Annotated in this window: 23 protein-coding genes and 1 pseudogene; 12 read left to right on the forward strand and 12 right to left on the reverse strand. The window is 44.4% G+C overall.

Features of this window, described 5'->3' with window-relative positions:
* Positions 1-66: 66 nt before the first annotated feature.
* Positions 67-1,572, forward strand: coding sequence for a coproporphyrinogen III oxidase (locus G4P54_RS05230; RefSeq protein ID WP_167871996.1), 1,506 nt, complete (start codon positions 67-69; stop codon positions 1,570-1,572).
* A gap of 17 nt (positions 1,573-1,589) precedes the next feature.
* Here G4P54_RS05230 and khtU read toward each other — a convergent pair whose 3' ends face one another.
* From khtU to G4P54_RS05245, 3 genes and pseudogenes are all read right to left on the reverse strand, one after another.
* Positions 1,590-2,807, reverse strand: coding sequence for a K(+)/H(+) antiporter subunit KhtU (gene khtU, locus G4P54_RS05235; protein ID WP_167871997.1), 1,218 nt, complete (start codon positions 2,805-2,807; stop codon positions 1,590-1,592).
* Positions 2,808-2,813: 6 nt separating this feature from the next.
* Complete coding sequence (gene khtT, locus G4P54_RS05240; protein WP_024712872.1) at positions 2,814-3,311, reverse strand: K(+)/H(+) antiporter subunit KhtT; 498 nt, start codon at positions 3,309-3,311, stop codon at positions 2,814-2,816.
* 60 nt (positions 3,312-3,371) lie between these two features.
* Positions 3,372-3,711 (reverse strand): annotated as a pseudogene (locus G4P54_RS05245) (hypothetical protein).
* A gap of 164 nt (positions 3,712-3,875) precedes the next feature.
* Here G4P54_RS05245 and G4P54_RS05250 point away from each other — a divergent pair.
* On the forward strand, positions 3,876-4,643 hold the full coding sequence (locus G4P54_RS05250) for an enoyl-CoA hydratase (RefSeq protein ID WP_024712874.1): 768 nt from the start codon (positions 3,876-3,878) through the stop codon (positions 4,641-4,643).
* A gap of 20 nt (positions 4,644-4,663) precedes the next feature.
* On the opposite strand, the gene G4P54_RS05255 is transcribed toward G4P54_RS05250, so the two are convergent.
* Complete coding sequence (locus G4P54_RS05255; protein ID WP_167871998.1) at positions 4,664-4,849, reverse strand: YhzD family protein; 186 nt, start codon at positions 4,847-4,849, stop codon at positions 4,664-4,666.
* A 127-nt stretch (positions 4,850-4,976) separates the two neighbouring features.
* Between G4P54_RS05255 and G4P54_RS05260 the strand changes: the two genes are divergently transcribed.
* The 6 genes from G4P54_RS05260 (at position 4,977) to yhaL (ending at position 12,715) form a co-directional block, all read left to right on the forward strand.
* Entirely contained in the window at positions 4,977-5,873 is an 897-nt protein-coding gene (locus G4P54_RS05260) for an ABC transporter ATP-binding protein (RefSeq protein WP_024712876.1), read from the forward strand.
* On the forward strand, positions 5,866-7,125 hold the full coding sequence (locus tag G4P54_RS05265) for an ABC transporter permease (protein WP_024712877.1): 1,260 nt from the start codon (positions 5,866-5,868) through the stop codon (positions 7,123-7,125). Before G4P54_RS05260 ends, G4P54_RS05265 begins: the two co-directional genes overlap by 8 nt.
* A gap of 105 nt (positions 7,126-7,230) precedes the next feature.
* Positions 7,231-8,457 (forward strand): metallophosphoesterase family protein, encoded by a 1,227-nt coding sequence (locus tag G4P54_RS05270; RefSeq protein WP_167871999.1) that lies wholly within the window; start codon positions 7,231-7,233, stop codon positions 8,455-8,457.
* A 4-nt stretch (positions 8,458-8,461) separates the two neighbouring features.
* Entirely contained in the window at positions 8,462-11,359 is a 2,898-nt protein-coding gene (locus G4P54_RS05275; RefSeq protein ID WP_167873827.1) for an ATP-binding protein, read from the forward strand.
* Between the two features lie 73 nt (positions 11,360-11,432).
* Positions 11,433-12,377: a 3'-5' exoribonuclease YhaM gene (yhaM, locus tag G4P54_RS05280; RefSeq protein WP_167872000.1), complete on the forward strand. Its 945-nt coding sequence runs from the start codon at positions 11,433-11,435 to the stop codon at positions 12,375-12,377.
* A gap of 125 nt (positions 12,378-12,502) precedes the next feature.
* On the forward strand, positions 12,503-12,715 hold the full coding sequence (gene yhaL, locus G4P54_RS05285) for a sporulation protein YhaL (protein ID WP_024712881.1): 213 nt from the start codon (positions 12,503-12,505) through the stop codon (positions 12,713-12,715).
* Positions 12,716-12,756: 41 nt separating this feature from the next.
* On the opposite strand, the gene prsA is transcribed toward yhaL, so the two are convergent.
* Positions 12,757-13,629, reverse strand: coding sequence for a peptidylprolyl isomerase PrsA (gene prsA, locus G4P54_RS05290; RefSeq protein ID WP_167872001.1), 873 nt, complete (start codon positions 13,627-13,629; stop codon positions 12,757-12,759).
* A 159-nt stretch (positions 13,630-13,788) separates the two neighbouring features.
* On the opposite strand from prsA, the gene yhzE1 reads away from it, so the two are divergent.
* Positions 13,789-13,875 (forward strand): sporulation protein YhzE1, encoded by an 87-nt coding sequence (gene yhzE1 / locus G4P54_RS05295; RefSeq protein WP_003327753.1) that lies wholly within the window; start codon positions 13,789-13,791, stop codon positions 13,873-13,875.
* A gap of 124 nt (positions 13,876-13,999) precedes the next feature.
* Entirely contained in the window at positions 14,000-14,086 is an 87-nt protein-coding gene (gene yhzE2 / locus G4P54_RS05300) for a sporulation protein YhzE2 (protein ID WP_032681524.1), read from the forward strand.
* 50 nt (positions 14,087-14,136) lie between these two features.
* On the opposite strand, the gene G4P54_RS05305 is transcribed toward yhzE2, so the two are convergent.
* Together G4P54_RS05305 and G4P54_RS05310 are read right to left on the reverse strand one after the other, a co-directional pair.
* Positions 14,137-14,319: a hypothetical protein gene (locus G4P54_RS05305; protein ID WP_024571667.1), complete on the reverse strand. Its 183-nt coding sequence runs from the start codon at positions 14,317-14,319 to the stop codon at positions 14,137-14,139.
* 107 nt (positions 14,320-14,426) lie between these two features.
* On the reverse strand, positions 14,427-14,945 hold the full coding sequence (locus G4P54_RS05310) for a DUF3267 domain-containing protein (protein ID WP_024712883.1): 519 nt from the start codon (positions 14,943-14,945) through the stop codon (positions 14,427-14,429).
* A gap of 208 nt (positions 14,946-15,153) precedes the next feature.
* On the opposite strand from G4P54_RS05310, the gene G4P54_RS05315 reads away from it, so the two are divergent.
* Positions 15,154-15,495: a YhaI family protein gene (locus G4P54_RS05315; protein ID WP_167872002.1), complete on the forward strand. Its 342-nt coding sequence runs from the start codon at positions 15,154-15,156 to the stop codon at positions 15,493-15,495.
* Here the strand turns inward: G4P54_RS05315 and G4P54_RS05320 are convergent.
* A complete protein-coding gene (locus G4P54_RS05320) occupies positions 15,492-16,103 on the reverse strand; it encodes an HTH-type transcriptional regulator Hpr (protein ID WP_024712885.1) in 612 nt (203 codons plus the stop codon). The genes G4P54_RS05315 and G4P54_RS05320 overlap by 4 nt on opposite strands.
* Positions 16,104-16,280: 177 nt before the next feature.
* On the reverse strand, positions 16,281-16,637 hold the full coding sequence (locus tag G4P54_RS05325; RefSeq protein ID WP_024712886.1) for a YtxH domain-containing protein: 357 nt from the start codon (positions 16,635-16,637) through the stop codon (positions 16,281-16,283).
* Positions 16,638-16,768: 131 nt separating this feature from the next.
* Between G4P54_RS05325 and yhzF the strand changes: the two genes are divergently transcribed.
* Positions 16,769-16,960 carry a membrane protein YhzF gene (yhzF, locus tag G4P54_RS05330; RefSeq protein ID WP_024712887.1) on the forward strand — a complete coding sequence of 64 codons (192 nt, stop codon included), beginning with the start codon at positions 16,769-16,771 and terminating at the stop codon, positions 16,958-16,960.
* 73 nt (positions 16,961-17,033) lie between these two features.
* Here yhzF and trpP read toward each other — a convergent pair whose 3' ends face one another.
* The 3 genes from trpP to G4P54_RS05345 form a co-directional block, all read right to left on the reverse strand.
* A complete protein-coding gene (gene trpP / locus G4P54_RS05335) occupies positions 17,034-17,552 on the reverse strand; it encodes a tryptophan transporter TrpP (RefSeq protein WP_024712888.1) in 519 nt (172 codons plus the stop codon).
* Between the two features lie 123 nt (positions 17,553-17,675).
* Complete coding sequence (serC, locus tag G4P54_RS05340; RefSeq protein WP_167872003.1) at positions 17,676-18,755, reverse strand: 3-phosphoserine/phosphohydroxythreonine transaminase; 1,080 nt, start codon at positions 18,753-18,755, stop codon at positions 17,676-17,678.
* A gap of 145 nt (positions 18,756-18,900) precedes the next feature.
* Positions 18,901-19,338, reverse strand: a complete 438-nt coding sequence (locus G4P54_RS05345; RefSeq protein ID WP_024712890.1) for an HIT family protein — start codon at positions 19,336-19,338, stop codon at positions 18,901-18,903.
* Positions 19,339-19,691 lie beyond the last annotated feature (353 nt).

Below are 19,691 nucleotides of genomic sequence, written 5' to 3' on the forward strand. Positions count from 1 at the left end.
TTGATTTTAGCGGTTTATTTCTGTACACTAAAGAAAGTTTTGAATCTGATAAATTAGGTGATTAAGTTGCAAATTAAAATAGAAGGCATACATGATGACCGCCTGCATCGGCCTCTTCAAAATATTGCAAATTTGTTTTATGAAGAGTGCGAACTTGTATACGGCGGAGATGAGCCTGCAGATGTTGTCATTTCTTTAGACTGCTTACAAACGGATGAGCATGTGACGGTATCGGGAGAAGTGAAGGAAACGTGCATAAAGGAACAGCATACAAAATCTTTTTCTCCCGGCATGAATGAAAAAGAAGCGTTTAAGCAAGTGAAAAACACGATTTCTTATGTATATCTCAATCTTCTTCAGGCGCATACGGGCATCACGCAAAAATGGGGAATCCTTACAGGGATTCGGCCGACAAAGCTGCTTCATAAAAAGCTGCAAAGCGGAATGCCGAGGGAGCAAGCACACGCAGAATTGAAAAAAGACTATTTAATTCATGATGAGAAAATCGAGTTAATGCAGGAAATTGTGGACCGGCAGCTGGCGGCAGTGCCGGATCTGTATCGAGTAAAAGATGAAGTCAGCATTTATATCGGCATTCCGTTCTGTCCGACAAAATGCGCGTATTGCACATTCCCCGCGTACGCGATCCAAGGACAGGCGGGCAGAGTCGGTTCATTTTTATGGGGGCTGCATTACGAAATGCAGAAAATCGGCGAATGGCTGAAGGCGCATGATGTTAAGGTTACAACCATTTACTTTGGCGGCGGGACGCCGACAAGCATTACAGCGGAGGAAATGGACCTGCTGTATGAAGAAATGGTCCGCTCCTTCCCGGATGTGAAAAATATTCGCGAAATCACGGTAGAAGCCGGCCGTCCTGACACGATTACAGAAGAAAAACTCGCCGTTTTAAACAAATATGATATTGACCGGATCAGCATTAATCCGCAATCCTACGAAAACGAAACCCTAAAGGCGATCGGGCGGCATCATACAGTTGAGGAGACCATTGAGAAATATCATTTGTCACGCCGGCACGGCATGAATAATATCAACATGGACCTGATTATCGGCTTGCCCGGGGAAGGCGTGAAGGAATTCAGACACAGTCTTTCAGAAACGGAAAAGCTGATGCCGGAATCACTTACGGTTCATACCCTTTCCTTTAAACGGGCGTCAGAAATGACGAGAAACAAGCATAAGTACAAAGTCGCCGGCAGGGAAGAGGTTTCTCAAATGATGGATGACGCAGTAGTTTGGACGAAGGAGCATGGGTACGTGCCTTACTATTTATACCGCCAGAAAAACATCCTTGGAAACCTTGAAAACGTCGGATACTCTTTGCCGGGACAAGAAAGCATCTACAACATTATGATTATGGAAGAGGTTCAGACGATTATCGGTATTGGCTGCGGCGCGGCAAGTAAATTTATTGATCGGGAGACAGGGAAAATCACCCACTTTGCCAATCCGAAAGATCCAAAATCGTATAATGAGCGCTTTGAGCACTACACGGACGAAAAAATCAAATATTTAGAGCAGATTTTTGAGAAAACGACAAAGCAGCACTGATCACAGTGCTGCTTTTTTTATCCTTGTTTTTTTGCTGGCTGAACATTAGGCTTCCATTTGAAAACCTTATTCAGCAAGCGATAAATTCGTTTTGATTCCTTTGTTAAAAGCGGTCCCAAAATCGCCAGAATGAGGACATATAATGCGGCAAACGGCTTTAATGTGGCGGACAGTCCGCCGGCGATCCCGAGGTTTGCAACGATAATCGAAAACTCTCCCCGAGAGACGATCGTCAGCCCGATATTCGATGAAGCCTTATGGGAGAGCCCTGCGCGCCGTCCGGCAACCATTCCGGCTATAAAGTTTCCGAAAATGGTCAACATCACCGCTCCCAACGCAAGCCAAACCGCGTCACCAAGCGAAAATGGATCGATGCTGAGGCCGAAGCTGAAAAAGAACATGGCACCGAAGAAGTCACGAAACGGAACGACAAGGTGTTCAATCCTATCGGAATGTTCTGTTTCTGAAAAGACCAAACCGAGCAGCAGCGCGCCGATTGCTTCCGCTACATGGATTGTCTCTGAAAACCCGGCGATAAAAAAGAGCGCTGCGAAAATGACGATAATAAACACTTCATTTGAGCGAATGTCTAACAGTTTATTCAACAGCGGCGGAAGTTTTCTGGCTGCGATAAAAAACAGCAGCATATAGCCGAAGGCGATCAAAATGGACAAGAGTGCACTCCCTGCGGTTGTCGCATCACCCAGCACAAGGCCGGAAACAACGGACAAATATACGGCAAGGAAAATATCTTCGAACATAATAATGCCGAGAATCAGCTCGGTTTCCGGATTGGCCGTTCTTTTTAAATCAACAAGGACTTTTGCGACAATCGCACTTGACGAGATGGTGATGACGCCTGCGAGGACGAGGACTTCCAGAAAGGAAAAACCTGTGATAAACCCGTAAAGCATTCCGAGGCTGAAGTTAATCAAGATATAAATCGTTCCGCCGACCGCGATTGATTTTCCGGATTTGATTAACTTTCCGACGGAGAATTCGAGTCCGAGATAGAAGAGGAGGAACAGTACGCCCATCCGCCCGAAGAACTCGATGATTTCACTGCTTTCTATAAATGTAAGGTCAATAATCCCCATTTTCGGCGCGTGCGGCCCAACCAGCATTCCCAGCACAATCAGAAACGGAATAATCGAAAACTTAATTTTATTGGCGATCACACTGGCAAACGCCACAAGCACAAGCGCAGTTCCGACTTCAAATACAAGATGATCCATCGGCGGCTACACGCCCTCTCCAGAAAGGAAATCGTGAATCAGTTTCTTCAGATGCTTTCTCTCACCTGAGAGGACAAGTGTATCATTTTCTTCAATAACCGAATCGGCTCCGGGATTTAGAAGCTTTTCCTGACTGTGTTTGATGATGGCGATTACAGTGACATCGTAGTTTTGGCGGACATCAAGCTCCCCGAGCGTGCTCCCGATCGATTTGGCGCCTTTTTCAACCTTAAACCATTCAATGATGAGGTCGCTGAAAGCCATTTCGATGGACTCCAGCGCTTGCGGTTTATAGACCATGCCTCCTAGAATAGCGGCTATTTGCCTTGCTTCAGAATCATCCAATGAGATGTTGGAAAGAAGCTCATCCGGGTCCCGGTCATTAAACCTGTAAATTTCTCTTCTTCCGTCATCATGAATGATAATCGTCATTTTTTCGTGACTTCTCGTTTCAATTTCAAATTTTTTGCCGATGCCCGGCAGATCGTTTTCTTTAATATTCAATGAAATCCCTCCGAATGTAGTGTTGGCCAAGCGGGGTGAGTTGCAAATAAAGTTGGAGATTTAGATTCGGAGGTAATTAGACTGGTATTTGACAGGCACGGCACAAACCTTTTCCAGCCTGTTCATCAGCGGTTCGTCAAGGGGCTTGACAGACAGCTGCCTGACAGACTGCGCCAGCGGACTGTACTCTTTGTTCAGCTCTGCCGGGTACAGGCTGCCGGGCGACGGCGTTTTGGCCGATTGTGTTTCCTGCGGATAGGAGGACATGGGTACATAGCTGTCAGTGCTTGCTTCAAGCTGGGAAGGCAGAACCACATCCGAAGGCGGAAAGTACACCATAAATAAACTTAACAGAAAACTAATCAGCCATTTATCCATGTTTCCTTTCCTCCTTTCTCATCCTAATATCCCTTCTTTTTCACTATATAAAACTTTATGTTCCCATTCAAACAATATGCATTTTTCAGTATCTATTGACCTTGAAAAATAAAAAGGTTTATGTGAGGGTGGCGGGGAATGTATAGGAGAAAGAAAAAAGCAAGCGCATACATGGAGGTGTATTATATGGAGTTTATTCAATATGAATGTCATGGAGCTGTTGCGGAGATTATCCTGAATCGTCCCGATGCCCATCACGCCTTGAATGAACAGATGCTGTCTGAACTGAAGGAAGCGGTTGAAAAGGCGGCTGCAAGCGAGGCGCTCATCGTTCTCCTGAGAGGAACCGGGAAAGGCTTTTCGGCTGGCGGGGATATCCGGATGATGACGTCAGAGCATGACCCTGATCAATTTAAGCGGCTGATGGATACGATTGAGGCTGTCACTCTGGCGTTATATCAGATGAAGAAAGTGACAATTGCTGCTATTCACGGCGCCGCCGCGGGATTGGGCCTGAGTTTGGCGCTTTGCGCTGACATTGTGCTCGCGGAAAAAAACGCCGTTCTCGCAATGAACTTTATCGGCATTGGGCTTGTTCCGGACGGCGGAGGGCATTATTTGCTGAAGAAAAGAATAGGGGAAGCGAAGGCGAAAAAGCTGATTTGGAGCGGGAAAAAACTATCCTCCGCGGAAGCCGCTGATATGGGCCTTCTGGATGGGACATTTGCCGGAGATCCTGCAGAAGGCGCAAGACCCTTTATCGAAACCCTTTTGGCCTCGCCTCTTTTGGCGATGATCGAAACGAAAGGCATCTTTCAAAGCCTCCAGCTTGAAGAACTGAAAAAGGTGCTTTCTCTTGAGCGCAGCGCCCAAGAGAAAATGAGAAAGACGAAGGATCATCAAGAAGGAATCCGTGCCTTTTTAGAAAAACGAGAGCCGAAGTTTCAAGCGTAACAGATCTGCCGGAAAGCTGATCATCTGTGAAACAAAATCAGCTTTCCGGCTCCATTTACTAAACGATGGGTATGACTGTGGAGCTCTTTTGCTTGTAACAGAGCTTCCCCATGCTCTTTTGCCGCTTCCTCAGTTTCCGCCTCGAATCGCTCGTTTACCAGTGGTTTCCCCGCAGGATCAAAAGCTGTAAGGAAATAATCAGCCATCAGATTTCTCCTCCATTTTCAAGGTTTATCAGTCTTTCTTCATTTATATTCTAAAAAGAAAATCAAAATCCTTTATTATGATCCATCCAAAATTAGTATATAATGGGTCAGGGAAGGAGGAGATTCGGTGCTTAAGATTGATCACGTAACAAAGACATTTGGAGACGATAAAGCCGTTGACGGATTGGACTTAGACATTCCCGAGCAGCAAATGTTCGGTCTATTAGGCGCAAACGGAGCGGGAAAAACGACAACGTTTCGCATGATCCTGGGCTTGTTAAGCATTACGGAGGGCTCAATCAGCTGGAAGGGCCAGCCTGTGAATTACAGTATCAGCAACAAAATCGGTTATTTGCCGGAAGAACGGGGCCTTTATCCGAAAATGAAGGTAAAGGATCAGCTTGTCTATCTTGCCAGATTAAAAGGGATGGAGAAGCGGGAGGCTCAAAAAGAGCTCGGTACATGGCTTGAACGCTTCAACATTACAGATTACGAGAATAAGAAGGTGGAGGAGCTTTCGAAGGGAAACCAGCAGAAAATCCAATTCATTTCGGCTGTTTTGCATAAGCCGGAGCTGCTGATCCTAGATGAACCATTCAGCGGGCTCGACCCTGTCAATGTTGAGCTGTTAAAAGAGGCTGTGGTCTCTCTGAAAAACAGCGGCGTTTCTATTTTATTTTCAAGCCATCGGATGGAGCATGTGGAGGAGCTTTGTGAACACCTTTGCATATTGCAGAAAGGAAAGCCGGTTGTGCAAGGCAGGCTGAAGGAGATAAAACGTTCCTTCGGCAAAAAGAATGTCACCATTCATTCTGATGACGACCTGCGGTTTTTACAGTCTCATGAAGGCATTCTCAAATGGAAGGAAACGGCCGGCGGCGTCAAGCTGCAGATCGCTAATGAAGACATTTCTCAGGAGATATTTGCCATGCTCCAAGGAAAAGGGTTTATCAGAAAGTTTGAGCTTGAAGAGCCGTCACTGCATGATATTTTTATAGAAAAGGTGGGGGCCGTCTATGAATAAATTTTGGATCATGCTCTCTCATACATACAAAAATAAAATTATGGCAAAATCCTTTATGATCTCGACAGCCATCACAGTACTGCTTGTATTAGTCGTTACGAATCTGGAGTCGATCATTTCTCTGTTTCAAGGTGATGATGCGAAAGAAAAAATCGCCGTTGTTGATGAAACAAACGAACTGTATCCGATATTCTCGAAGCAGCTGAAAGCGGTGGATACTGACGGCGAGCTTGATGTAAAGCAGTCGAAGCAATCGGAGGATGAGGTCACAAAGCAAGTCAAAGATGAAACGCTCGATGGCATGCTCATCATCAAACGAGATGGAAAAGGAACCATTTCAGGTACATATAAAGCGTTAACGATTTCTGATGACAGCACGTACCAAACGCTGCAGCAGGCCCTGACGCAAACCAAAACGGCTGTCGGAACGGCCGAGCTTGGTGTTTCGCAGGAAACGATCAGCAGTCTTTACGCGCCCGTTACTGTCGGGCAAAAGGCGCTGAAAGAGGGAGCGAAGTCTGAGGAAGAGCTTGGACAGACGGTAGGGCTTGTTTACATTATGCTATTTGTCATTTATTTCTCAGTCATTATGTATGCCAGCATGATTGCGATGGAGGTCGCAACCGAAAAATCTTCGCGCGTCATGGAAATTCTGATCTCAAGCATGCCGCCGATCCAGCAGATGTTTGCAAAGCTGGTTGGCATCGGGCTTGTCGGGATCACGCAGCTTGCTGTCATCATAACAGCCGGCGCTCTGTCGCTTAAGCTGAACAAAACGGGCGAAACAGCTTCATCTGTCGGCGGATTCTTCAATTTGACCGATGTCTCAGCAACAACTGTCGTTTATGCTGTTATTTTCTTTTTGCTCGGTTACTTTTTATACGCGACACTCGCCGCGTTTCTCGGCAGTGTCGTCTCAAGAATAGAGGACGTGCAGCAAACGATCACGCCGATGACGCTTTTGGTTGTCGCTGGTTTTATGATCGCGATGTTCGGCTTGAATGCACCTGATGCAGGATTTATTACGGTAACCTCGTTTATTCCATTCTTTACACCAATGATTATGTTCTTGCGTGTCGGCATGCTTGATATTCCGTTCTGGCAGGCGGCCACAGGAATCGGAATCACACTGCTCACCATTGTCATACTGGCCGTCATCGGCGCCAGAATTTACAAAGGCGGCGTGTTAATTTACGGAAATTCAAGCGCGTTCAAAGCGATCAAACAAGCGCTTCGTTTGGCGAAAAACTGATTGAAAACAGCCTGGGAATCCTCAGGCTGTTTCTTTATATACAGAACGTGCATTCGCAAGAATTCGGTGCTAAAATAAGGGTACTTCATTCTTGAAAGGAGCAGAATGTTGACTGATCTAACCTTTATTCATGCGGCAGATCTGCATCTCGACAGCCCGTTTTACGGGATATCGCATCTGCCGGAACCGATTTTTGCCCGGATTAAAGAAAGCACGTTTGCAAGCGTGAGACACATGATAGATGCAGCAATAAGCGAAAACGTTGATTTCATTTTGCTTGCGGGGGATCTGTTTGACGAAGCCAATCGAAGCTTAAAGGCCCAGCTCTTTTTAAAAAAGCAGTTTGAAAGACTGAGAGAGTGCGGGATTTCAGTTTATGTAATCTTTGGAAACCACGATCATCTGGGCGGGGAGTGGACGCCGATTGAATGGCCTGAGAATGTCCACATTTTTTCGTCCGCTTTTCCTGAAGAAAAATCATTTTATAAGGAAGAGAGACGCGCGGCAAGCATTTACGGCTTCAGTTATCAGGCCAGAGCCGTAACGGAAAACCTAGCCGCCCATTACCGGAAAACAACAGACGCGCCGTTTCATATCGGTATGCTGCACGGCACGCTATCAGGATCTGAAGGACACGATCCGTATTGCCCGTTTACACATGACGATCTTGTGAAAAGCGGGATGGATTATTGGGCGCTTGGCCATATACATAAACGCCAGATTCTTTCTGCTGAGCACCCGGCAGTCATTTATCCGGGAAACACGCAAGCGCGCCATATGAAGGAGACGGGAGAAAAAGGCTATTATCTCGTTCGAGTGACAAATGGAGACATCTCTTATGAATTTCAGAAAGCGCATGATGTTCTGTGGGAAAAAGCGGCTGTTGATGTGACGGAGGCAAAGAATATGACCGCCCTTTTCCAAATGATTGAGGACACGTTTTCGAAGCTGCGGATAAAGGAGAGCCCTGTTTGTATAAGACTCGTATTACAAGGAACGGCTCCGGAATGGCTGCTGAAGGCGCCGAAAGGCACTTTGGATGAGCTTCTTGAAGCCTTTCGGGAGCAAGAAGCGGAGGAGGAACATTTCGTTTGGCCGCTTGCATTGGATGATGAGACAGAAAATGAAGCAAACGTTACAAACCTTGATCCTTTTTTTGGCGGTTTATTTGCAGACATTGAGCGCGGCGATCTGACAGAGGTGCTGGAAGGGCTTGAGCGGCATCCTGTGTATAGAAGGCACGCGGACCGGTTTAGCCAAGAGGAATTACAGGAAATAAAAGCGCAGGCACAGATGTTACTGAAACGGCAGCTTAAGGTGCTTGAAACATGAGGCGGTGAAGGCTTTGCGAATTAAATCTTTACATATATATAATTACGGGAAATTTTCCAATCGGACCTTTCACTTTTCCGCCTCGCCTGTCCAAGTAATCTACGGATTAAATGAGGCAGGAAAAACGACGATGATGTCATTTATTGAAAGCATGCTGTTCGGTTTTCCGAAAACGAAAAAATATGAACCGAAAACAGGCGGTGTCTACGGCGGTATTCTTGAAGCTGAACATCCTGAGTACGGAGTCATGAAGATTGAACGCACGAAAGGGACTGCCGAAAAGCTGAGAGTGTACACAGAAAAGGGCGAAGTGATGCAGGGAGATGTTTTAAAGCAGCTGTTCCATGGAACGGACAGGTCGCTGTATAAAGCCATCTATTCTTTTGACGTATTCGGGCTGCAGGAAATTCACGCCTTTAATCGGGACAAGATCGGGGAGTTTCTGCTGTTTTCCAGCTTGTTTGGCGCTGAGGCAGTTTCTAAGCTTGATTCGCGGCTGACGAAGGAAAGCGAAAGGCTCTATAAACCAAACGGGCGAAATCCCCAATTGAATCAGGAGCTGGAAACGCTTAAGCAGCTGGCAGTAAAGCTAAAACAGGCTGAAACAGAAGAAGCGGGCTATCACCAGATTCTTGAGGAAAAAAGAACACTTGAAGCCCGTCTTGCAGAAGCGGAAACTGAATTGAAAGAGACTGCAGGATATATCCGAACGATTGAGGGAGCCATTGAGCTGAATCCGCTGCTGCATGAAAAAGCGGCACTTGAACAGGAAATGGCGCAATATCCGGAACAGGCGGGACAATTTCCAGCTGACGGACTTCATCAGCTGGAAAAATATGAATCTCATTTTCACCCGAAATCCGCACAGCTGGAGGCGCTTCGGGTGAAAATGGCGGAGCTGGACAAACAAAGGCAAAGGCTTACCCCAGATAAAGAACTGTTGGCGAAGGAAACGCTCATACAAGAGCTTTCGGCAGCGTTTCATATGTACCAGTCCTGCGGTGAACAGCTCGCCGCGATTCAGGCACAGCTGCGCCAGTCGTCTGCAGAGGCAGCGGCAGGGCTGGAACAGCTCAATAAAACGGATGAAAATGAGCTCCTGACGATGAACACGTCATATGACTATGAATGGCAGCTTCAGCAGGCGGTGCAGCAATACGTACAGGCAAGAGACCGAAAACGGCAGCTTGATGAGACGTTTGAACTTGCCCGGCAGGAGCTGGAAGCCGCAGAAAAGGCCGTCCAAGCCGCTTCGTCCGCCATCCTTGAAAACAGTCAGAGAAAAGATAAAGAAGCCGCTCTTAAAGCATATGATGAAGCACAGGGGCAATATCAGGAACAAGCGGAGCTGAGAGAACAGCTGAACTTTTTTGAAAGGCAGCAGGCGAAACAGAAAAAGATGGTCATTGCAGCTGGTATGTTGTTCATTGTCCTCTTTCTGCTGCTGCAGCAATGGATTCCCGCCATAAGTATCGGCGCTGCACTTATTGTGTATGGGCTTGCATCAGGAAAAAAAACACCGCCTTCTCGAAACAGCCGGGGGATGAGACAGCCGATGACGGACATTTCGCCGGCAGAAGCTGAAGCGCTTCGAGAAGCGTTATGGGAGGATGACCGCAATAAACAGCATCTCATCACACAGCGTGCAGTGCTCCAGCAAAAGGAGGCGGCGTATGAAAGGGTCATCCAGCAGTTTGAACAGTGGGAGGCCGATATGGCCCCGTCCTTTACTCAAGCCGAGCGTTTTATGAATGAGCTTGGGTTTAAGGAAGATCCGTCTTTTTTGCTTGATGCATACAGCTTAATGAAGGATGTCAAAAAAGAAGTGAAGAAAAAACATGAGCTGACAATTGAAGCAGGGCGGCTGAAAAAACACCGGCGCACATTCGAAGAACGAGTCAGCATGCTCATGTCTGAGAATCATAGTCAGAACATCTCTATTTCGGACGCCCTTCACACCTTGCAAAAAAACGTTGAACGTGAAAAAGAAATCGAGAAGCAAAAAAAGGGAATTGAAACAGATATTCATTATACAAAGGAACAGATGCTGGAGCTGGAACAAGAAATAAAGTATTTCCAAGCGCAGATCGAACAGTTATTTGCCGCGGCGGGTGCAAAAGACAGAAATGAGTATTGCACCATCGCAGACATCAGCAGGCAATTGAAGGAGACAGAGAGCAAGCTGCATCGCATAAACGCACAGCTTCAAGGCGGGCATCCGGAGGAGCTTGAACTGGCGGATTCCAATACGCTTTCTGAATTGGAAAACAAGCAATTCAGTGAGAATGATAGAAAAGAGCGGCTGACTGAGGAGATCCGGCAGCTTCGCAGTCAAATCGCATTGCACTTTGTCAAACAGGAACAATTAGAGGCTTCAGGTTTGGTCTCGGACCTCAAGCTGCAAATCGAAATGCAAAAAGAGCGTGTGAAAGAGTCAGCTAAAAAATGGGCCTCGATCCAAATGATTAAACAGGTAATCACAAATAAATTGGAACGTCATAAAAAAGTCGAGCTTCCGCGCCTTCTGGAGACAGCCGGAGAATTTTTCCGCCCGCTGACTGACGGAAACTACAAGGCGATTTATTTTTCTGAAACGGATGACTCCATTATCGTTATGCATGATGACGGAACTGTCTATCATGCGGAAGAGCTGTCACAAGGGACGTGCGAGCAGCTGTATACAGCGATCCGGTTTGCCTTGGCTGTTACGCGCCAGGATGGGGCAGGGCTTCCGTTCCAGCTTGACGACAGCTTTGTTCATTTTGATCAGGAAAGGCTGAAACGTGTATTAGACGTTCTTTATGATTTATCTGAAGGCGGAAGACAGATTTTGTATTTTACATGCCATGACCATGTCAAAGATGCATTTCAAAGCAGCCAAGTCATCCATTTGGTGTCATAAAAGAGGTTCTATAGCTGTAAATCGGTATGTGATATACTGGTATTATGTAAGATACGGAGGGAGCTTTAATAGAATGGCTAAAGGGATTATGCTACATGAAGTTGGCGAACAGGTGGACCAATATCTATTGATTAAATCCTCGACGAAAGGGATTGCCAGCAATGGGAAACCGTTTTTAACGCTGATGCTGCAAGACCAGTCAGGTGATATTGAAGCAAAGCTGTGGGATGCCAAGCAAAGTGATGAAGTGACCTATGCGCCGCAGACGATTGTGAAAGTCGTGGGGGATGTTCATCATTACCGCGGGCGCACCCAGCTGAAGCTGAGAAATATCAGACCGGTGAGCGAAAATGAAAATGTCAATATTGATGATTTTTTAGAAACCGCGCCGATTCCGAAAAATGAAATGATGGATACCATCACTCAATATATATTTGAAATGAAAAACCCGAATATCCAGCGGATCACAAGGTTTTTAGTCAAAAAACACGAAGCTGAATTTATGGATTATCCGGCGGCTACGAAAAACCACCATGAGTTTGTCTCAGGCTTAGCGTACCATGTCGTTTCGATGCTGAATCTGGCAAAATCCATTGCAGATTTATATCCGTCTCTTGACCGCGACCTGCTGTATGCCGGTGTTATCCTGCATGACCTTGGCAAGGTGAAAGAGCTGTCTGGCCCTGTCTCAACTTCGTATACGGTCGAAGGCAATTTGCTCGGCCATATTTCGATTATGGTGACAGAGCTGTCAAAAGCGGCTGAGGAGCTTCAAATCGATTGTGAAGAGGTGTTAATTCTTCAGCACTTGATTTTGAGTCACCACGGCAAAGCAGAATGGGGAAGCCCGAAACCGCCGATGGTGAAGGAAGCGGAAATTTTACACTATATCGATAATCTGGATGCCAAAATGAACATGATGGACAGAGCGCTTGAGCGCGTGAAGCCGGGCGAATATACTGAACGTGTATTTGCGCTGGAAAACCGTTCCTTTTATAAACCGACTTTTCACAAATAATCAAAAAAGGACTGACGCTGATCATTCAGGTCAGTCCTTTTTTATGCGCTTTTGACGCTCATAACTCGTCTCATTCCCGCATATGGTTAACAATAAAGAATCTATGCAAAAAGGGGGAGGAGCCCGTGTTGTTTTTTCCATGGTGGGTGTATCTTTGTATTGTAGGCATCATTTTCAGTGCATATAAACTTGTGGCGGCAGCCAAAGAGGAAGAAAAAGTAGATCAATCGTTTATTGAAAAAGAAGGGCAGATTTATATAGAGAGGATGGAAAAGGAGAGAGAACGCCGCAGTTCTCAACAGCATGATGAAGAAAATCAAAACCATTCCATCGCATAAAAAAAACTGTGCGGCTCAATGAGCCTGCACAGTTTTTTTTATTATTTAGAACCGTTTGAAGAGGAAGAAGAGTTGCTGCTTTCCGTATTAAACGTGTCTTTCAGGTCTTTATCTTTTACGTCGATGTCAGCTTTTTTCATGACTTTTTGAACAGCTTCCTGCACAGCTGCATTGTCACCTAGTTTTTGTTCAAGCGCGTCGGATTTCAGTTCTTTTTTCATATCATCATATTTGCCGCGTTCTTCTGTCTTTTTAATGATGTGGTAGCCGTATTGTGTTTTGACAGGATCACTGACTTCACCTGTTTTTAAGTTGAATGCAGCTTTACTGAAATCAGCAACCATACCATCTTTGGCGAACCAGCCAAGGTCCCCGCCTTGTGATGCTGAACGTGTATCTGTAGAGTATTCTTTCGCAAGGTCCTCAAATTTCTCGCCTTTTTTCAGCTTTTTCTCTATTTCATCAGCAGTCTTTTTATCAGCGACAAGGATGTGGCTTGCGCGGATTTTGCCTTTTAAGCCTTCCCAGTACTCTTTAGTATCAGCATCTGTAACTTTAATGTTATCTTTAGCCGCTTTTTGTGTGAGCAATTCATATTTCACTTGCTCTTTAAGGTAATCCTTTCCATATTGCTTTTCGAGGGCTGAATATTGATCACCAAGCTGTGATTTGTATTCTTTCAGCTTGGTGTCAATTTCTTTATCCGTCACTTTGTATTTTTTGTCTAATACTTTTTCTTGCACGAGCTGTGTCAGGACGCTCGCGCCGGCTGTTTTCTTCATGTTTGTGTAAAGCTCGCCTTTTGTTACATCGCCTGCGTCTGTTTTTGCGATCACTTCTTTGTCGCCGCTGCTGCAAGCACTGAGAGCGAGGATGCTTGTTGCAGTGATAGCTGCTATTGCGATTTTCTTCATAGTTTTCAAACACTCCTAATCATTCCAAATTAAATTACCTATGCGTATCATAACATATTGTGGCTTTCTGTAAAAAGATTTTAAATAAAGGGCATTCGTCTAGTCAAATTTTTGCTGATGACATACTTATATATTGATCAAGAAAAGGAGGTATGTAACATGAGCGGAGGATACTCTAACGGATTCGCGTTGCTCGTAGTACTGTTCATTTTGCTTATCATCGTAGGTGCAGCTTACATCTACTAAGCAGCCCGGGGATCGCTTGCAAGATAAGCGATCCTTTATTTTCACTAGCGCCTAATCGTTTCAATCATGAATTGCATAAGATGTAATTGGTAAATAAAGCTTTTTACAGGAGGTGCTTTTTAAGATGGGTGAGGTATTTGCAGGCGGATTCGCTTTATTGGTTGTGTTATTTATTTTATTGATTATCATCGGCGCTTCTTGGCTGTGCTAATCAAAATAAAAAGCATAGCTGCTAAATCGCAGCTATGCTTTCTTTCGTATTTACACTGTAAAGGAGATCTCCACAAACGAAGAGATCAGTAAAATTAATATAGAAACATTAATAAATCGAAATACCTTATCCTGCCGCTCTTCAGGAATCTCTCTGACAAGGCATAATGTATTGGTGAGCCTGTTTATAAAATATAAAATAAACACGGCAGCCACGATAAAATAGAATAAAATGATGGGAGATTCCCCCTCTCTCTGAACTGTCCCATATTACATTACCAAATATTTATTAAAAAAGATAGAATGCAAATTGAAAAATCGCCAATAGCGCCAAGGTTGTGCTACTTTTCAACAAGAATATCCAAGCCGTCCGCTTCCTGATCAATAAAACAGGCTTTTGGCGCTTGTATCAGCTTGAGAGCCAGCAAAAAGTCAGGAAGACAGTAGCCTGCATGAATGCCTGAAATCATGCAGAAATAATGAGCGTGATTTGGAAATGCCAGCGCGGCGTAAAATAATACAGGCGTAATCAGCAAGAACGGGCTTACGAGTGAAATCAGCATTGTTGTTTTTGGTATTCGTTTCCATGTGCGCATACGCAAGATGTAAAACTTTTTTTCTATTTTTCTTTTTTTGCAGATGATTGGCAGGACATGAATGACTTTATGTACAAATAAAATAACGACGAGCAAACCGCCGAATAAAGGTACATATTCATCGCTTAAGCTTGTGCCAGGCCGCAGCAGCTCAAATGCTAAAAAAGTAGATATAAAAACCGAAATCATAAAACATACAGCAGTTAATATTATGCGAATGGCGCCATAATCCTTCATGAGATTTATGGTCTTCCAGCAATTCATCAAAGTCATCCTTCCATACATCTTGAATAGAATCTCAAAATAATTTACTCCTCCCAAGAGAAAAAATCAATGCTTTTTTGAGAAAAAAATATCATAAGGCAGGTATTTTTTTGAAGCGGGCAAACAAACTGCGAAATATGGGTTTAGAACTTTCTTCTCAGTCAATTATCAGCTAAAATAAGATTAAAGATAGAAAGAAGTGGTGTGGATGGATTCGATGGATCATCGCATTGAGCGATTGGAATATTACATACAATTATTAGTGAAAACAGTAGATATGGACAAGTACCCTTTCTATGCGCTTCTCATTGATAAAGGGCTGAGCAAGGAAGAAGGGGAAGAGGTTATGAGGATATGCGTTGAATTGTCAGAAGAGCTGGCAGCACAAAAAGCGCAAGGATTTGTAACCTTCGATAAGCTCCTTGCGCTTTTTGCCGGACAGCTGAATGAAAAATTAGATGTTCATGAAACGATTTTTGCCCTGTATGAACAGGGGCTTTATCAAGAGCTGATGGAAGTCTTTATCGACATTATGAAGCACTTTGATTAACTGTTTACAGGTTCTAGCTCTTCTGCCAGTTCATCCGCCGCACTGTCCTTAGCTTTTTTCTTCAGTTTTCCGTTTACGCTTTCAAAGTCATTATCAATATTGGTCAGAGACGTTTCAAAAATTTCCATAAAATCATCGCCATATATATGGCGTATCATACACATCATTTCTGCCACTTCAGGGAATTTTCCGAATAAATGATACAGAGGCTGTGACCCTTTAAAAACCGCATTGCGAGTCGGATCAAATTCCTCAAGCAAGCTCCAGAAAACCTCAGTGCCTTCCTCGGTTAATTGGACGTATGTGTTCCGTTTATCATTCAGCCGTTTGGAGAACCTTAAATATCCCCGTTCTTCCAGCTTTTTTGAAAAGTTGAATGCCGTTGATACATGCATGACCCCGAATTTCGCGATCTCAGAAATGGATGCTCCATTCAGCTGATACGCAATCCATAAAATATGATGTTCATTAATATTCAAGTCATACGGTTTGAGCCATTGCTGCCAATCCTTCTCTATCGATTTCCAAAGAGCCTTGCTAAGCTGAGCCATTTTCTGGGTGAAGACAAGAGCCTCTTTCACATCATAAGGCGGTTCCACTCGATTCATTACGTCACCTGCTTCTCTTTTTCTTTTTCTCTATTATGCCAATAAAATAAAGATTAATAAAGATGAAAGTGTAAGAATTTTTTAATAAATTCAAAATCCGTTGCGGTGAGAGGCTTTTTCGGAAACAAAAAATGCGGGTTCCCATTGGGTCCGCATTTTTTTGTTTAGAATAGGATATTAGTTTTGTAAGGTTTTCTCCAGCTGTCTGATTTTCTCTTCAATATCAGCAATTTCTTTTTGCAGATCCTGCTGATGAGGCTTGATCTCTTCCCGCCATTTTTTAATTGACGTTTGGAGCTCGCCGCTCACGTCTTTAATCACATCTGTGCTTTCTTTGGCCGCTTTGATCAGCTGGTCTTTTAACGCAAGCCCGTCTGATTTTAAGCGTTTGATCGTTTCTTCGAAAGAATCATAATTGGTTTTCATTTTTTCACGCAGCTGCTTTCCTGAGGAAGGTGCGGTAAGAAGAACCGCTGCTCCTCCGATGATGCCGCCTACGAATAGTCCTGTTAATAGAGAACGTCCGCTTGCCATTACAATCACCCCGTCTTTTTCTTGAAAATAGGATTCATTCAGCATGTTTCAATTTTTGTTGAAAGCCCTGAACTTCTATACATAGCTTGCTTTATTTTAGCATATTTTTTAAGTGAAAAGGAGGGAGAAGGTTGTCTGTCTTTATGATTGTATTGTCCTGTATCACCCTCGCCTTCGCTTCAGGGGCTGTTTACTATATCAGACTTCTCAGCCAGGCTGCTTCTTATCCGCCCAAGAAGGTTATCCGGCAGAAAGCGTTTGTTTGTTCAACCGGAACTGCCTTTACACTATGTCTTATCTTTTTCACAAAACTCTTCGCTTAAAACATGCAGACATGCTGCGGGCTCTCTGTCCGAAAAAACCTCTCCCGGAAGCGGAAGAGGTTTTGGATGGTAATTATTTAACAGCTTCCATAATGCTCGAACGCCTTAAAATGGTTTGCACAATCGGAAAAATAATGATCATTGCGATTGTATTCAGTACAGCGGCAGGCAGAACAACAGCTGCGAACAATGCGGCGAAACCGCCAGGCAAACCGACGATCAATAAAGCTGATGATAAAAAGACAATCCCCGATATAATAGTCCCGATCGCTGTCAGTACAGCGGCTGCGCTTGTTTTCCGGCTCTTTCTGAACATGAGGAACAGGAAGAAGAACAGAAACGCTGACACGGGTTTATCAATGATGTTGGGAATCTGTCCCGCCGGAAATGCGGTTGTAAGCGCGGAAATAATTCCGGTCACAATTCCGATGACGAGTACATTTTGCACTCTTGGGAACAGGAGGATGCCCATGAACATCATGATTAGCATCATATCTGGTTTCATGCCGCCTAAAAAGGGCGGAATAATGGAATGGAGCGCTGCGCCGATTGCGGCAAACAGAGCCATAATAACTAACTCTTTTGTTTTCATATCTATGCTCTCCTCTGCTAAGCTTCTTGCCCTCCAATAATATGCTCATCATTTATTGCGAAGGCTTAAAGAATGTGATATGCAAACAGTATACCAAACGAACGGTTTGCATAGCCAGACTTTTTACTCATTTTTCTGCTGGAATTTCTTCATGAACGCAGCTAATTTTTCACAGTCTTCGAGAGACACCGCGTTATAAATAGAAGCGCGGCAGCCACCCACTGAGCGGTGTCCGCCAAGGCCGACCATTTTGGCTTCTTTTGCTTCTTGAACGAATGCTTTTGTTAATTCGTCATCACGAAGCGTGAAGGTCACATTCATGCGGGAGCGGCTGTCCGTTCTGGCATGTCCTTTATAGAATCCGCTGCTTTCATCGATACAGCTGTAGAGAACCTGCGCTTTTTGTTCATTGCGCTGTTCGGCAGCTTCAACACCGCCGTTTTCCTTTAGCCATTCAAGAACAAGGCTCAGCATATAAATCGCAAATGTCGGCGGCGTGTTGTAGAGTGAATCCGCTTTGACATGCGTTGAATATTTCAGGATTTTTGGAACGTTCGCATTTTCATTTTGCAGCCACGTTTTTTTCATGATAACTACTGTTACACCGGAAGGGCCGAGGTTCTTTTGAGCGCCTCCGTAGATCACGTCAAACTTGGACACATCGATTTTTCTGCTTAAAATATCGCTGGACATGTCAGCGACGAGCGGAATAGGGGAATTCGGGAATTCCTGCCACTGTGTGCCGAAAATCGTATTGTTGGACGTGATATGCAAATACGCGCCGTCTTTTGCCTTCGTAAGGTCAACCTCCGGAATGTAGCTGTAATGATCCGCTTCACTAGTGGCTGTCACAGAGGTGTTCCCGAACAGCTTTGCTTCAGCGAGGGCTTTTTCAGACCAAGCCCCTGTCATCACAAAATGCGCGGTTTTTTCAGGTGTTAAAAAGTTCATCGGAAGCATGGAGAATTGGAGGCTTGCCCCGCCTTGAAGAAACAAAATTTCGTAATCTTCCGGGATGCCCATCAGTTCAATTAAAAGGCTTTTCGCTTTTTGGTGCACCGCTTCATATTCTTTGCTGCGGTGAGAAAGCTCCATAACAGACATGCCGGATTCGTTAAAATCAATAAATTCTTTCTGTGCCTTTTGCAGAACTTCCAATGGCAGCGCTGCAGGACCTGCGTTAAAATTCGTTGTACGTTCCATTATGATCTCTCCCTGTTTTCCACGATTATGTATAAAATAATACAATTATCCTATCACAAAAATTCAGTTTTTAGATAAAAAAATTAGAATAATCAAAAGAAATTGACGAATGTTTGTGAAATGTTCACAAACAAAAAACCTCATCCTATGATGAGGTCAGGCGTTTTGCGATAGAGGAAGAAATCTTCTGCAGATCCTCCGGTTTGTAATCGTCAGCATGCGTTTTCCAAACCGCTCCGAATCCGTCTCCTTTTCCGTAGCGCGGGATGATATGCATATGGTAATGAAAAACGGATTGTCCTGCTTTTTCGCCGTTATTGTTCAGCGTATTTAAGCCAATCGGTTCAAATTCATCCCGGATGGCGCGGGCGATTTTTGGAACGGCGTGAAAATATTGTTTTGCTAATTCATCCGTAAATTCATACACATTTTCGATATGCGTTTTCGGAATGACAAGCGTATGACCCTTTGTCACTTGGCTGATATCAAGGAAGGCCAGCACATGTTCATCTTCATACACTTTTGCGGACGGGATGTCGCCGGCGATAATTTTACAAAAGATACAATTCTCTGCACAATGCATGAGGGGTTCCTCCTTATGAAATTGTTTAGTATGTATACACTCATCGTACCACAGAAATGCAGGAAATAGAAAACAGGATGAACGGCGAGCGTTCACCCTGAATGCAGAGGAAGAGCTTATATGAAGAAAATGTGATATGCCTTTGGTAAGCACCTCATTTGTTAATAAAATGAAGACTTGTTTAATGCCTAACGATTCCTGCGATAAACACCTCATTTGACAATTTGCTTCATAGATGAAGAATTCATCAATTCAGTGAAGAGAAATGGTTTCAGCATTGGACATGTTGATTTTCTATCCAACTGTATCTAAGACGTCTTTGACAAACACCTCATTTTTCAGTTGATATGCTT

It is taken from the genome of Bacillus tequilensis, from assembly GCF_012225885.1.
GTDB classification, from domain to species: Bacteria; Bacillota; Bacilli; order Bacillales; family Bacillaceae; genus Bacillus; species Bacillus tequilensis.

Bases quoted from the DNA above. Each gene is read 5' to 3' on its own strand.
- khtU (WP_167871997.1), bottom strand. From the start codon at position 2,807: ATGGATCATCTTGTATTTGAAGTCGGAACTGCGCTTGTGCTTGTGGCG.
- G4P54_RS05250 (WP_024712874.1), top strand. From the start codon at position 3,876: ATGGAGTTTATTCAATATGAATGTCATGGAGCTGTTGCGGAGATTATC.
- G4P54_RS05255 (WP_167871998.1), bottom strand. From the start codon at position 4,849: ATGGCTGATTATTTCCTTACAGCTTTTGATCCTGCGGGGAAACCACTG.
- G4P54_RS05265 (WP_024712877.1), top strand. From the start codon at position 5,866: ATGAATAAATTTTGGATCATGCTCTCTCATACATACAAAAATAAAATT.
- G4P54_RS05270 (WP_167871999.1), top strand. From the start codon at position 7,231: ATGTTGACTGATCTAACCTTTATTCATGCGGCAGATCTGCATCTCGAC.
- yhaM (WP_167872000.1), top strand. From the start codon at position 11,433: ATGGCTAAAGGGATTATGCTACATGAAGTTGGCGAACAGGTGGACCAA.
- prsA (WP_167872001.1), bottom strand. From the start codon at position 13,629: ATGAAGAAAATCGCAATAGCAGCTATCACTGCAACAAGCATCCTCGCT.
- yhzE1 (WP_003327753.1), top strand. From the start codon at position 13,789: ATGAGCGGAGGATACTCTAACGGATTCGCGTTGCTCGTAGTACTGTTC.
- yhzE2 (WP_032681524.1), top strand. From the start codon at position 14,000: ATGGGTGAGGTATTTGCAGGCGGATTCGCTTTATTGGTTGTGTTATTT.
- G4P54_RS05310 (WP_024712883.1), bottom strand. From the start codon at position 14,945: ATGAATTGCTGGAAGACCATAAATCTCATGAAGGATTATGGCGCCATT.
- G4P54_RS05315 (WP_167872002.1), top strand. From the start codon at position 15,154: ATGGATTCGATGGATCATCGCATTGAGCGATTGGAATATTACATACAA.
- G4P54_RS05320 (WP_024712885.1), bottom strand. From the start codon at position 16,103: ATGAATCGAGTGGAACCGCCTTATGATGTGAAAGAGGCTCTTGTCTTC.
- G4P54_RS05325 (WP_024712886.1), bottom strand. From the start codon at position 16,637: ATGGCAAGCGGACGTTCTCTATTAACAGGACTATTCGTAGGCGGCATC.
- trpP (WP_024712888.1), bottom strand. From the start codon at position 17,552: ATGAAAACAAAAGAGTTAGTTATTATGGCTCTGTTTGCCGCAATCGGC.
- serC (WP_167872003.1), bottom strand. From the start codon at position 18,755: ATGGAACGTACAACGAATTTTAACGCAGGTCCTGCAGCGCTGCCATTG.
- G4P54_RS05345 (WP_024712890.1), bottom strand. From the start codon at position 19,338: ATGCATTGTGCAGAGAATTGTATCTTTTGTAAAATTATCGCCGGCGAC.